Annotated in this window: 10 protein-coding genes; 5 read left to right on the forward strand and 5 right to left on the reverse strand. The window is 70.8% G+C overall.

Translation table 11 applies throughout. The annotated features are described in order from the left end of the window. The first annotated feature begins 118 nt into the window (after positions 1–118). From O2L52_RS03705 to O2L52_RS03715, 3 genes are all read left to right on the forward strand, one after another. Positions 119–838 (forward strand): response regulator transcription factor, encoded by a 720-nt coding sequence (locus O2L52_RS03705; RefSeq protein WP_270113972.1) that lies wholly within the window; start codon positions 119–121, stop codon positions 836–838. Positions 839–844: 6 nt separating this feature from the next. Beyond that, a complete protein-coding gene (locus O2L52_RS03710) occupies positions 845–2,239 on the forward strand; it encodes a sensor histidine kinase (protein ID WP_270113973.1) in 1,395 nt (464 codons plus the stop codon). Between the two features lie 82 nt (positions 2,240–2,321). Further along, entirely contained in the window at positions 2,322–3,464 is a 1,143-nt protein-coding gene (locus O2L52_RS03715; protein ID WP_270113974.1) for a low temperature requirement protein A, read from the forward strand. A gap of 137 nt (positions 3,465–3,601) precedes the next feature. Here O2L52_RS03715 and O2L52_RS03720 read toward each other — a convergent pair whose 3' ends face one another. Genes O2L52_RS03720 through O2L52_RS03730 form a run of 3 tightly spaced genes read right to left on the reverse strand, consistent with a single transcriptional unit; the run spans position 3,602 to position 6,518 of the window. After that, a complete protein-coding gene (locus tag O2L52_RS03720; protein ID WP_373897058.1) occupies positions 3,602–4,363 on the reverse strand; it encodes an ABC transporter ATP-binding protein in 762 nt (253 codons plus the stop codon). 47 nt (positions 4,364–4,410) lie between these two features. Next, positions 4,411–5,457 (reverse strand): FecCD family ABC transporter permease, encoded by a 1,047-nt coding sequence (locus O2L52_RS03725; protein WP_270113976.1) that lies wholly within the window; start codon positions 5,455–5,457, stop codon positions 4,411–4,413. After that, complete coding sequence (locus O2L52_RS03730; RefSeq protein ID WP_270113977.1) at positions 5,454–6,518, reverse strand: FecCD family ABC transporter permease; 1,065 nt, start codon at positions 6,516–6,518, stop codon at positions 5,454–5,456. Before O2L52_RS03730 ends, O2L52_RS03725 begins: the two co-directional genes overlap by 4 nt. Positions 6,519–6,614: 96 nt before the next feature. On the opposite strand from O2L52_RS03730, the gene O2L52_RS03735 reads away from it, so the two are divergent. Then, entirely contained in the window at positions 6,615–7,697 is a 1,083-nt protein-coding gene (locus O2L52_RS03735) for an ABC transporter substrate-binding protein (RefSeq protein ID WP_270113978.1), read from the forward strand. Positions 7,698–7,826: 129 nt separating this feature from the next. Further along, a complete protein-coding gene (locus O2L52_RS03740) occupies positions 7,827–8,867 on the forward strand; it encodes an ABC transporter substrate-binding protein (RefSeq protein WP_270113979.1) in 1,041 nt (346 codons plus the stop codon). Positions 8,868–8,964: 97 nt separating this feature from the next. On the opposite strand, the gene O2L52_RS03745 is transcribed toward O2L52_RS03740, so the two are convergent. Further along, entirely contained in the window at positions 8,965–11,202 is a 2,238-nt protein-coding gene (locus tag O2L52_RS03745; RefSeq protein WP_270113980.1) for a hypothetical protein, read from the reverse strand. A 209-nt stretch (positions 11,203–11,411) separates the two neighbouring features. Next, positions 11,412–12,599, reverse strand: a complete 1,188-nt coding sequence (locus O2L52_RS03750) for a PQQ-dependent sugar dehydrogenase (RefSeq protein ID WP_270113981.1) — start codon at positions 12,597–12,599, stop codon at positions 11,412–11,414. Positions 12,600–12,739: the final 140 nt, after the last annotated feature.

Below are 12,739 nucleotides of genomic sequence, written 5' to 3' on the forward strand. Positions count from 1 at the left end.
GTGCAATAGGCTGGCCGAACGGATCGTGTGCGCGGACAACCGACGGGGGTCCGGCACCAGTACTGAGGAGCGGTGGATGACTTCGACCAGCGGGCCAGCCGGGGCTACACCGCCAGCGGTGCCGCTCAGGGGCGACGGGTCCCCGGCGCGGCTGCTCGTAGTGGATGACGAGGAGAGCCTGGCCGACCTGCTGGTCGAAGCCCTTTCCTTCCAGGGGTACGACGTCACCGCCGCCCGCTCGGGCACCGAGGCGCTCGCCTCGCTCGAGAAGGTCCGCCCGGACCTGGTCATCCTCGACGTCAACATGCCCGGCCTCGACGGCTTCGGCGTCGCCGACCGGATGCGCGCCTCCGGCGACGAGACCCCGATCATCTTCCTCACCGCCCGCACCGCCCCCAGCGACCTGCGCGACGGCTTCGGCTCCGGCGGCGACGACTACCTGATGAAGCCGTTCCGGCTCGAAGAGCTCTCCCTGCGCGTCTCGGCGGTCCTGCGCCGCACCATCGGCAAGGAGTCGCCCTCGACGCGCGGCGGCGACACGGTCGCCGTCGCCGACCTCATCCTCGACCTCTCGGCCCACCAGGTGACCCGCGACGGCAAGACCATCGACCTGTCCCCCACCGAGTTCCGGCTCCTGCGCTACCTCGCGGCGAACACCGGCCGCGTCGTGTCCAAGTCCGAGCTGCTGCGCCAGGTCTGGGGCTACGACTTCGACACCGAGTCGAGCCTCGCCGAGACGTACGTGTTCTACCTGCGCCGCAAGCTCGACAAGCTCGGCCCCCGGCTCATCCACACCGTCCGCGGGGTCGGCTACATGCTCCGCCCCCCGCAGGCATAGCCCGACATGGCCATCAGAACCAAGATCGCCGCGGCCATGGCGGTCCTGCTCATCGTCGCGGTGAGCATCATCGGCTTCGTCACCGTCCAGACCGTCTCCAGCCACCTGATCGACCAGCTCGACCGGAAGCTGCACGGCCTGGTCGAGCAGAAGACCATCCCCGTATCCGGCAGCGAGCCCAGCGACGAGACCGCCGGCGAGATGCCCTACAGCGAGGTCGCGATCCTGGTCTTCGGCGAGGACGGCGGACTCGTCGACGCCCAGCCCGCCGGATTCGCGGACGACCCGTACTCGCTGCCCGACGTGCAGGCGCCGCCGGACACCAAGGGCTACTTCACCGTCGACAGCGAGAACGGGGCCATGACCTACCGGGCCGTCTCCACCGGCCTGGTCACCATCAAAGGCGTCACGGGGACTTACACGATCGTGTTCGCCCTCCCGACCGCCGGCGTCGAGGCGACCATCTCGACCCTGACCCGGACCGTGCTCGTCACCGGCTTCGTAGTCGGCGCGCTCGGCATCCTCATCGCCTGGGTCGTCACCCGGCGGGGCCTGCGCGTGGTCGACCACATGGTGGCCGACGCCGAGCACGTCGCCTCGGGGAACCTCGACCACCGCATCACCGCCGCCGACCCGCGCACCGAGATGGGCCGGTTGTCCTTGGCGCTCAACCGGATGGTCTCGCGCCTCACCGACGCCATCACGCAGCGCGACCGGCAGCACGAGCGCCTGCGCCAGTTCGTGGCCGACGCCGGGCACGAGCTGCGCACCCCGCTCACCGCCATCGGCGGCTACGTCCAGCTCTACGAGTCCGGGGCCACGCCCCCGGGAGAGAAACTCGACCGGGCCCTGAACCGCATCGGCAGCGAGAACGCGCGGCTCGCGAAGCTCGTCGACGACCTCATGGTCCTCTCCCGCCTCGACGAGGAGGTGGGCGGCGACCGCGAACTCGTCGAGCTCACCCAGCTCGCGCAGGACGCGGTGGACGACGCCGAGGTCGCCGACTCCACCCACCCGATCAGCCTCTCGGCGCGCCGGCCGCTCACGGTCGTCGCCAACGAGGGCCAGCTGCGCCAAGTGCTGGTGAACCTCCTGACCAACGCCCGCGTCCACACCCCGCGCGGCACCGCCATCGACGTCTCGGTCGCGGAGCATGTCGGCTGGGCGGTCCTGCGCGTCCACGACCACGGCCCCGGCATCCCCGCCGAGCACCGGCAGAAGGTCTTCGACCGGTTCTACCGGGCCGACCCGTCGCGCTCGCGCGCCACCGGCGGCTCCGGCCTCGGGCTCTCCATCGTGTCGTCCATCGTGGCCGCCCACGGCGGCGAGATCCGCCTCGACAGCGAGCCCGGCGAAGGCACCGCGATCGAGGTCCGGCTCCCGATCGCGCGACTCGAGTAGCGGTTCCGAAGGGCCCCAAGCAGTTCCACGATGCCGGACGAATCAGCGGGGCCCACGGGACCTGCTGCTACGCTCGGTCGTCGTGGCACGCATCCTTCCCTCATGGTTCGCCGAACGCATCGAACCGACCAAGGACGAGGACGACCTCCGCGTCTCGACGCTGGAGCTCTTCTTCGACCTCGTCTTCGTCTTCATCGTCACCCAGTTCACCTGGCTCATCGCCCACGACCCCCTGCTCGGCCTGCTCCAGGCGGTGCTCATGCTCGGGTTCGTCTGGTGGATGTTCGCCGGGTACTCGTGGCTGACCAACGTCATCCCGCCCGAACGGCCCGCCCGCCGCGTCCTCATCCTCTGCGCCATGGCCGGCTGGCTCCTCGTCGGCCTCTCCGTGCCCGCCGCGTTCGAGGACGGCAGCATCTGGATCGCGGTCGGCCTGCTCGTCGTCGTGGTCGTCCACGGCCTCATGTACATGCAGGCCTCCGGCGCGTTCGGCCCGATCTTCCTGGCCAACCTCGCCGGCGTCGCCGCGGTCTTCGCCGCCCAGTTCGTGCCCGTCGACCCCTGGCGCTACGTGCTGTGGGGCCTGGCCGCCGTCATCGTCTGGTCCGTGCCGTTCTTCCACAGCCAGCGCGGCCTGACCCTCCACCCCGCGCACATCGTCGAACGCCACGGCCTCGTCGTCCTCGTGGCGCTCGGTGAGTCGGTGGTCGCGATCGCGGTCGGCTCGCGGGGCCTGAACATCGATGCGGACCTGCTCGTGGCCGCGATCCTCGGCCTGATCATCGCCGCCTGCCTGTGGTGGTCACTGTTCGTCCACGAGATGCCGCGCGCCGAGCACGCTCTGGCAGCGACGACCGACTCGGTGCAACGCGTCCGGAAGGTCCTCAAGGGACTCTCGTACTCGTTCATTCCGGTGCTGCTGGGCATCCTGGTGCTCGCGGCCGGCGTGGAGCACTCCGTTGGGCACGCCACGTCAGCGCTCGACCTGCCGTCGTCGCTGCTGCTCTCGGGCGGCGTCGCCTTGTTCCTGCTCGGGACGGCCGGCCTGCGCGCCTCGATGCCGATGCCCCGCCCGTACGGCCGCGTACTGCTGGCCGTAGCGGTCCTCGCCATCGCCCCGCTCGGCCTGCTCAACGCGGCACTCCTGCTGGCGGCCATCGCTATCGTGCTCGTCGCCGGACTGGCGATCGAGCACCGGCTCCCGCAGGAGCGGGTGGCCGGGTAACGCAACACGTAAAGGCCCGGGTGCCCGCGAGGGCACCCGGGCCTGCTGCATCGGTCTGGCCCAGGCAGCCGTCGGAGGAAGTCCCTCGCGCGAGCGCCCGGGCTCTACACCAAATCCCTCGCGCGAGCGCCCGGGCTCTACACCAAGTCCCTCGCGCGAGCGCTCGGGATCACCAACGGCGTCCCCGACTCGGGGTCGTCGATGATCCGGCAGGGCAGGTCGAAGACCTGCTTGACGGTCTCGGCGGTCACGATGTCGGCCGGGGCGCCCTCGGCCACCACTTCGCCCGCGCGCATCGCGATGAGGTGCGTGGCGTAGCGGGCGGCCTGGTTGAGGTCGTGGAGGACCGCGACGAGGGTGCGGCCCTCGTGGTGGAGCTTCGCGCACAGGTCGAGGACCTCGATCTGGTGCGTGATGTCGAGGAACGTGGTCGGCTCGTCGAGCAGCAGCAGCGGCGTCTGCTGGGCGAGGACCATCGCGATCCACACGCGCTGGCGCTGGCCGCCGGAGAGCTCGTCCACGCCGCGCGAGGCGAGCTCGCTGATGTCGGTGGCGGCCATGGCCTCGGCGACCACGCGCTCGTCCTCCGCCGACCACTGCTTGAGGATGCCCTGGTGGGGGTAGCGGCCGCGCGCGACGAGGTCGGCGACCGTGATGCCGTCCGGGGCGATCGGGGACTGCGGGAGCAGGCCGAGGCGCCGGGCGACGGCGCGCGTGGGCTGGGAGTGGATGTCCTTGCCGTCCAGCAGGACGCTCCCGGCCGAGGGCTTCAGCATGCGCGCCAAGGCTTTCAAGAGCGTCGACTTGCCGCAGGCGTTGGGGCCCAGGATGACCGTGAACTCCCCCTCGGGGATGTTCACGCTGAGGCCTTCGCTGATGGCGACGCGGCCGTAGCCGATGGTGGCGTCGCGCACTTCCAATGGACCGGCGACGAGCGGACCTGCGGTCACGACATGACCCCCTTCTTGCGTTGAGCGATGAGCAGCCAGATCAGGTAGACGCCGCCGACCACGCCGGTGACGACACCGGTCGGCAGTTGGCGGTCGCCGAGGCCGGCGACCGCGATCATGTCGGCGCCGGTGACGATGAGGGCGCCGATGATCGCGGAGAGCGTGAAGCTCCTGGTGGAGCCGGTGAGGCGGGCCGCGATGTGCGGGGCGGCGAGCGCGACGAACGCGAGCGGCCCGGCGACGGCCACGGCTCCGGCGATGAGGACCGAGGCGGCGATCAGCGCGATCACCCGGGTGCGGGTGACGTGGACGCCGAGTCCGGTCGCGCTCGCTTCGCCGAGGCGCAGGGCGTCGAGTCCGCGCGACAGGACCATCACCACGGCGGCGCCTGCGGCCAGCACGATCGCCACGACCGTGGCCTGCTCCCAGCTGCGGCCAGAGAGGTCGCCGGTGAGCCAGTAGACCGCCCGAAATGCGTCCACAATGGTCGTCCGGGTGAGCAGGTAGCCGTTGACGCCCGCGAGGATCGCCGCGACACCGATGCCCACCAGCACGAGCCGGTACCCGGAGGGGTCGCCGCCGCGCGTGAGCGCCCAGATCACCAGGCCGGTGGCCAGTGCGCCGAACGCCGCGAAACCGGCGGTGAGCTGGAGCGTGGCGTCGGTGAGGATGATCGCGACGAGCGCGCCGGAGGTCGCGCCCTGGGTCAGGCCGAGGATGTCGGGGCTGCCCAAGGGGTTGCGGGTGAGGTTCTGGAAGAGCGCGCCCGAGAGGCCCATGCACGCGCCCACGGCGAGGCCCGTGGAGAGGCGCGGGAGGCGCAGGTCCCAGAGGATGAACTCGTCGCCCTTGGTGCCCTGGTCGATGAGGGCCGCCCAGGTCCGGTCGAGACCGAGCGCGGTCGAGCCGGTCGCGGCCGACCACAGGCTGATCGCGACGAGCACGGCGAGGGCGCCGAGGATCGCGGCGATCGTGCGGTGGCGCAGGCGGATCGAGGCCGCGCCCACGCGCAGGATCGTCGATCCCGAGGTCAGGGTGCTCACAGCCGGGCCACCTTCCTGCGGCTGACGAGGTAGAGGAAGAACGGGCCGCCCGCGACGGCGCAGACGATGCCCACCTGCACTTCGGCGGGGCGCGCGATGACGCGGCCGAGGACGTCGGCGGCAATGAGGAACACCGCGCCCGAGAGCATCGAGTACGGCAGGACCCAGTTCTGGTCGGGCCCCGTGAAGGCCCGGACCACGTGCGGCACGACGAGCCCGACGAAGACGATGGGGCCGCATACGGCCGTCGCGGTGCCGGCGAGGACCGTGATCGCGACGATCCCGGCGACCCGCAGCACGCGCGGGTCGACGCCGAGGCCGGTCGCGGTCGCGTCGCCGAGGGCGAGGGCGTTGAGCGGCCGGGCGAGGAGCACCCCGCCCACCGCGGCGATGCCGATGAGCAGCACGACCGGGAGCATCGGGGCGACGTGCGCGTTGACGAGCGAGCCGACCGACCAGAACCGCATCTGGTCGAGAGTCGCCGCGTCCATGAGCTGGACCGCCGAGACGTACGCGTACCCGGCGGCGGTCACGGCGGCCCCGGCCAGCGCGAGGCGCGCGGGGGTCGCGCCGGCCGCTCCGGCGATGAGGTAGACGGCCACGGAGGCGGCCGCCGCGCCGATGAACGCGAAGACGATGGTCTGCGCGAATCCGAAGGAGCCGATGAAGAAGGAGGCGGTGACGACCGCGGCGGCCGCACCGGTGTTGACGCCGAGGAGGCCGGGGTCGGCGAGGGGGTTGCGGGTCATGGCCTGCATGAGCGCCCCGGCGAGGCCGAGGGCGGCGCCGGCGGCGAGGCCGAGCACGGTGCGGGGCAGGCGAAGTTCGGTGACCACGGGGTAGGACTCGGACCCTGCGTCGGTGAGGCCCTCCCAGACCTGGCCGAGGTCCATTGCACGGGAGCCGACGGCGACGCTGAGGATCGCGAGGGCGGCCATGAGGGCGACGAGGACGAGGAGTCCGAGGATCCTTCGGCCGGTGCGCGATGGCGGGGCGCTGCCCCCGTCCCGTGGTGCGTCGAGCTCCGGGGCCTGCTCCCTGGCGCTTTGGGCGGTTGACAAGTGCGGTCTCCGGAGGGATAGTGGCTGCGGTTTTGTTTAGGCTAACCTAACCCCGATATCCCCGCCATCCTCGCTCTCCCTCCGAAGGAGTTTCCCGTGCCACTCCGCGCCCGCCCCGTGCTCGTCCCCGCCGGACTCACCCGCCGCGGCCTCTTCGCCGCCGGCGGCGGACTCGGTGCCGCTTCGCTCCTCGCGGCCTGCAGCTCGGAAGCGGAGCCGGCCGACGGAGGCGGCGGCGCATCGCGCTCGTTCAGCTTCCTCGACGAGCGGGACCAGACGGATGTCGAGCTGGACGCCGTGCCCACCAGGGTCGTCGCGTTCACCGGTCTCGCTGCGGCCCTGTACGACTACGGCGTGGAGGTCGCGGCGGTGTTCGGGCCGACGACGCTCGCCGACGGCGCCCCCGACATCCAGGCGGGCCGCATGCCCGTCGAGGACCTCCAGGTCCTCGGCAACGCGTGGGGCGAGTTCGACGTCGAGCAGTTCGCGCAGTTGAACCCCGAGCTGATCGTCTCGCACTACTACGAGGGCTTCGACCTGTGGTTCGTTCCCGAAGAGCGCCTTGAGGAAGTGCAGGCGCTCGCGCCGGGCGTCGGCATCGAGGTCTCCAAGCCGACGATCGACGAGATCATCGACCGCCATGCGGCCCTTGCCAAAGCGCTCGGTGCGGACCTGGAGTCCGACGAGAACGCGGCCGGGGTGGAGCGGTTCGGCAGCGCCGCCGGCGGTGTGGCGCAGGCGGTGGCCGACAAGCCGCTCAAGGCCGTCGCGGTCGGCGCGTGGCCCGACGGGCTGTACATCGCCAATCCGCCCACCTTCAACGTGCTCGCCAAGTGCGTGGAGCTCGGCGTCGACTTCGTCGTGCCCGAGAACGCCGACCAGAACGGCTACTGGGAGCTCCTGTCCTGGGAGAACATCGACAAGTACGAGGCGGACGCGATCTTCCTCGACATCCGCACCGGGAACATCACCGCGGAGCAGCTGCTCGCGGACTACCCGACCTGGGCGGCGCTGCCGGCGGTGCAGGCCGGGCAGGTCTACGGCTGGAACGCGAGCCGGTGTACTCCCACCTCGGCGGCGCGGTCGAGCTGGAGCGGATCGCCGAAGGACTCGCGGCGGCGCAGCCCCTCGCCTAGCGGTGACCCCGGGGCGGGCGCTAGCCGCGGGGCCAGTGGCTGACGCCACGTGAGGGCCCCAGTGCGGAGCGCCCGAATCCAGTGAGGTTAGCCTAACCTCAGATCGGCCGGGCTGCGTCCGCGAGCCGTTCGCAATCCGGCCCGCACAACCCCTTTCCAGAAGGAGAAACACATGGCTTTCGATGCCGACAGCGTCAAGTTCGGCCGCCGCGGCCTGCTCGCGGGCGGCGGCGCCCTCGGACTGACCGGCGTGCTCGCCGCCTGCGGCTCGGGCGACGACGAGACCGGCGGCGACGCCGAGGAGACCGGCCCCTGGTCGTTCACCGACGACCGCGGCGAGGCCGCCGAGCTCGAGGCCGTCCCCACCAAGATCGTCGCGTTCACCGGCATGGCCGCCGCCCTGTACGACTTCGGCATCGAGATCCCGGCCGTCTACGGCCCCACCACGAACGAGGACGGCTCGCCGACCACCCAGGCCGGGAACCTCCCCGTCGCCGACCTCGAGGTCTTCGGCAACGTCTACGGCGAGTTCGACGTCGAGGCCTACGCGTCCTACGGGCCCGAGGTCATGATGACCCACTACTACATCGACCCGGCCACGCTCTGGTACGTGCCCGTCGAGAGCCAGGAGAACATCACCGGCCTCGCCCCCGTCGTCGCGCTCAGCGCCAACGACGAGGCCCTCTCGAACACCCTCGACCAGGTCATCGGCCGCCACGCCGAACTGGCCGCGTCCCTCGGCGCCGACCTCGAGTCGGAGGCGAACACCGCGAGCAAGGAGCGGTACGACGCCGCCGTCGAGGCCCTCAGGGCCGCGGCCGCCGCGAACCCCGTCAAGGTCCTCGCCTGCGCCGCCTCGCCCGACATCTTCTGGGCCTCCAGCCCGCTCATGGGCAACGACCTGCGCTTCTTCACCGAGCTGGGCGTCGACCTCGTCATCCCCGACGGGACCGAGGCCAGCGGCGGCTACTTCGAGGAGCTCTCCTGGGAGACCGTCGACAAGTACGCCGCCGACGTGCTGCTGCTCGACAACCGCGCCCAGTCGCTCCAGCCCGACGCGCTCGCCGAGTTCCCGACCTGGGCCGCCCTCCCGGCCGTCCAGGAAGGACAGATCGTGGGCTGGGAGGCGGAGCCGATGTACTCCTACGGCCTCGCCGCCGCCTCGATCGAGGCGCTCGCCACTGCGATCCAGAACGCCAAGAAGGTCGTCTAAAGGCTTGACTGCAAAGTGAGAAGGGGCGGGTCCCTCCACGACGACGCTTGCGAGTCGTAAATTCGTGGAGGACCCGCCCCTTCGTTGTGCGCTGGTACTACCTGATGTCGATCGTGATCACCGACGGGTCGTGGTCGGAGACCCCGTAGTTGCCGTAAGCGGGCTCCTCGCCGAACTCGTAGGCGTCGGCCGGGTAGTCCGCGTTGATGTGCGCGGAGACCGCGGACTCGACCTCGCGCAGCAGGCGCGGGGAGACGAACATCTGGTCGAGCGTCTGCGTCTGCCCCATGTACGTGTAGGAGTAGGCGGCCTCGGGCTGCTCTCCCACCATGTAGTCGTACATGCTCGAGAGGCCGGAGTCCTCGTAGAGGCCCGCGAGCTGGTCGGACGGGCCGACCCAGTCCCCCGCGATGACCTGGCCCTCGGCGAACGGGTCGTCAGGGCGCGGGAAGACGTTGAGGTCGCCGCCGGCCAGGACCTTGGCCTTGCGGTCGTGGTCAAGGATCGCCGAGCTGATGGCGGCCAGGTAGTTCGCCTGCTCGGTGCGGTGCAGCACGCGCGTGTTCGGGCTCGAGGAGAAGTGGTTGTTGATCAGGTAGATCTCCGAGGCCTTGAAACCCCACTTGTCCTTGAGGTGGAACTTCGCGACCTGCGCCGGGCGGCTGTACACGTCGAAGCCGTTGCAGGCGTAAACGCCCGAGCTCGTGCACCGGTCGATGACCTCCTGCGGCAGCGCCGCGTTGAGGGCCTTCGGGTTCTGCACGTCCGCGTTGATCGCGTCGGCCTCCGTCGGGTACTCGATCGCCGGCTCCTCGCCGAAGACCGGGTCCCAGCTCTTCACCTTCGAGAGCCCGGCCAGCTTGGGCTGGTACAGGAAGCCGGTCATGATGCCGCGCGTGTCGGCCGAGTCGAGGTCGCCCGCGGCCGTGTACGCGGGGCCGCCGGTCTCGGCGATGACGAGCGCGAGCTCCTGGATCGAGTCAGGGGCGCCGTCGCCGCCGGTGTTGGCGTCACCGGTGTTCACGAGGTCGCACACGAGCCGGTCGGCGCCGAGGTCGGAGCGTTTCGTCCACTCGGGGTTGACCGAGCAGACGTCCTGGGCCTCGCCTTCCTGGGTCATCAGGATCGCAGGGCTGTGCAGGTCGTCGATGATCTGCCCGGCCTGGCGCAGCAGCTGCGCCTCGTACTCCTCATAGGAGGCCGGCACGTAGTTGAACGGCGGCTTGACGTTGCCCTCGGGGTCCTCGGCGTCGGTGCAGCCGGCGTTCCCGGTGAAGTCGCAGCCGGAGTCCGGGTTGTCGCGGAAGTCGTAGAGGTTCTCGATGTTGTACGAGGCGATCGTGGCCTCGCCTCGGCCCGCGGGCTCCACCGGCTCGTTCTCGGCCGGCTCGAGGCCGCCTTCGAGCGTAAGGTCGTTCGCGACCTGGATGGCGTACTTGGCGAACGAGAGGTACACGCCGCCGGTGTTGGCCTCGGTGATGACGTCGTAGGTCTTGGCCGGGGCGATGATCGTCTGGTTCGTGCCCTCGGTGGCGCGGATGCCCATGTCGCCCATGACGAACAGGTAGCCGTTGCCGTCATCGAAGCTGCCTTCGGCCGTGTCGAGCGGGTGCGCGTCGCGGTAGGCGCGGGCGGCGTAGCCGTCCTGCTGGGCCGCTTCGCTGTCGCCGCGCATCGCCCAGACCTCGCCGCCGCTGGAGTACACGTCGCGCCCGGCCGTCACGACCGAGTCGGCGGGAACGGTGAGCTGCATGCCGAGGTGGCGGCGGAAGTACTCGGTGGAGGCCTTCGCGTCGTTCGGCGGGTCGACCACGACCTGCTCGACCTCGGCCAGCGGGTCCAGACCGGACTCGACCACGTCGTAGACGAACGTGGAGCCGCCGCTGAACTGGACGTTCCCGAAGTAGTTGCCCACCACGGCGCGCACGACGATCTCGTCGCCCACCTGCACGTTCCAGTTCGCGCCCAGCTCGGCCTGCGCGGGCGAGCCGTTGAGAGTGCGGATCGTGTCGTACTTGTTGTTGAAGACGAAGATCCCGTCGGAGGAGAGCGGGTCGCCGTCGGTCGCGTCCGCCTTCTCCTGCAGGAAGAAGCCCTTGTTGCCGGTGGTCTCGAGAGTCTCCTGGGTGACCACGCCCTGGACGTACACCGTCTGGCCGGCCAGGGGCGAGGTGAAGTCGGTGTCGCCGTCGGCGATCGAGCCCTGGACCTCACCGATGTGCCTGACCTCGATCTGCGCGGAGGCGGAGGAGGCGAAGAGGAGACCGGAGGCGCCGACGATGACCGCACCCGCGGCGGCCGCCGCGAGCCGGGCTCGACGTCTGAGGGAACGCACAGGAATGCTCCAATGCTGTCGAACGGGACCTCGGCGCTCAAGCGCCCGAGGCGAATGATGGGGGCGGTCTTCACTCAACCGCAACAGCGGGTCGAAAGCAAGGCCTCGGAGTGAATTCCTCGTATCATCCCATGTCTATTTCGGCAGCGGGTCCCAGCGGCGAGGGGCGAAGGCGGAGCGCTTCGGCGGCGGCCGGTCCCCCGCGGTCCCTATGCGGCGGTGAGTCGGTACACCGCTCCTGCTCCTTCCGGCGTGAGCTCCGAGGTCATCAGGTAGACCTCGCCCTCGGCGTCCGTGTCGACCGACCAGAGCCGGCCCACGAGCGGTGCCTCGTCGGGGAACGGGAGGTCGAGCACCCTGTGGCTCCAGCGGCCCTCGCCCGGTTCGGCGACGATGACCGTCCCGGCCCAGTCCGCGACGATCGCCTTGCCCTCGAACTGCGGCAGCTCGCTCCCCCGGTAGACCACGGCCCCTGAGCAGATGGCCCCGGTGTCGGGCCCGTACTCGACCGCGGGCGGCGTGTACGGCTCTGTGCAGACCGGCAGGGGCGCGGCGGCATCGCCGTCGTAGCAGCGGCCCTCCACAGTGTCCTGCGGGTAGCCGAAGTTCGCACCGGGCGCGGCGAGGTTCACCTCTTGGGCCTTGTCCGACCACATCGGCTCGGGGTTGAGCAGGCCGACCTCGGCGTCCCAGTGGAGCCGCCACGGGTTGCGGTGGCCGTACGTGTAGACCTCGGGGGCCCCGGCCGCACCGTCCGCGAAGGGGTTGTCGGCGGGGATCGCGTAGGGCGCCTCCCCGTCGACGTCGATGCGGATCACCTTGCCGTGCAGGTCGAACGGGTCTTGCGCGAGGCCGGCGAACGTGGGCGAGCCGAGCCCGAGGTAGAGCAGTCCCCGGTCGTCGAAGGTCATGTGGCCGCCGATGTGGTCGTTGGTCCCGTAGTGGAGCAGCAGTACCCGTTCCGAGGCGCGGTCGAGTGCGGTGCCGGCGGCGTCCAGTGTGAACTCGGCGAGGACCCCGGTGCGGCCGAGGTCCGACGGCGCGTCGGGGTCGGTGACCTTGGTGTAGTACACGAAGACCCGGCCGTTCTCGGCGAAGTCCGGGTGCGGCGCGAAGCCCGAGAGGCCGAGCTCGGGGCTGCGGTCGGGCCCGGAGACCGTGTCGGTGAGGTCGAGGAAGGGCGCGGCCAGGATCTCGCCATCTTCGAGGACGTTGATGCGGCCCACCTGGTCGCTGATGAGCATCCGGCCGTCGCCGAGGTCGGCGAGGTCGTTCGGCACGGCCAGCGCGTCGGTGACGAGCTCGAGGACCGGCACGGGATCGGGCTCCTCGGCGGGGGCGCAGGCGGTCAAGCCGAGCAGGACGGCCGCGGCGGCCAGGGGAACGGTGCTTCGCACGATGGGCTCCAGTGGAGTACAAGGGTTCTGGGAGCGCTCCACATGGCACTCCGGTTCCCATCGTGCCACGCACGACAGGGGGCGGGCCGCGCAAAGCGGCCCCCCCCCCGTGCCGCTCCCGGCCGGGCAGCCCCGGGAGC

This window comes from Glycomyces algeriensis, from assembly GCF_027622855.1.
In the GTDB taxonomy this organism is placed as follows: domain Bacteria; phylum Actinomycetota; class Actinomycetes; order Mycobacteriales; family Micromonosporaceae; genus Glycomyces; species Glycomyces algeriensis.

Bases quoted from the DNA above. Each gene is read 5' to 3' on its own strand.
- O2L52_RS03710 (WP_270113973.1), top strand. From the start codon at position 845: ATGGCCATCAGAACCAAGATCGCCGCGGCCATGGCGGTCCTGCTCATC.
- O2L52_RS03740 (WP_270113979.1), top strand. From the start codon at position 7,827: ATGGCTTTCGATGCCGACAGCGTCAAGTTCGGCCGCCGCGGCCTGCTC.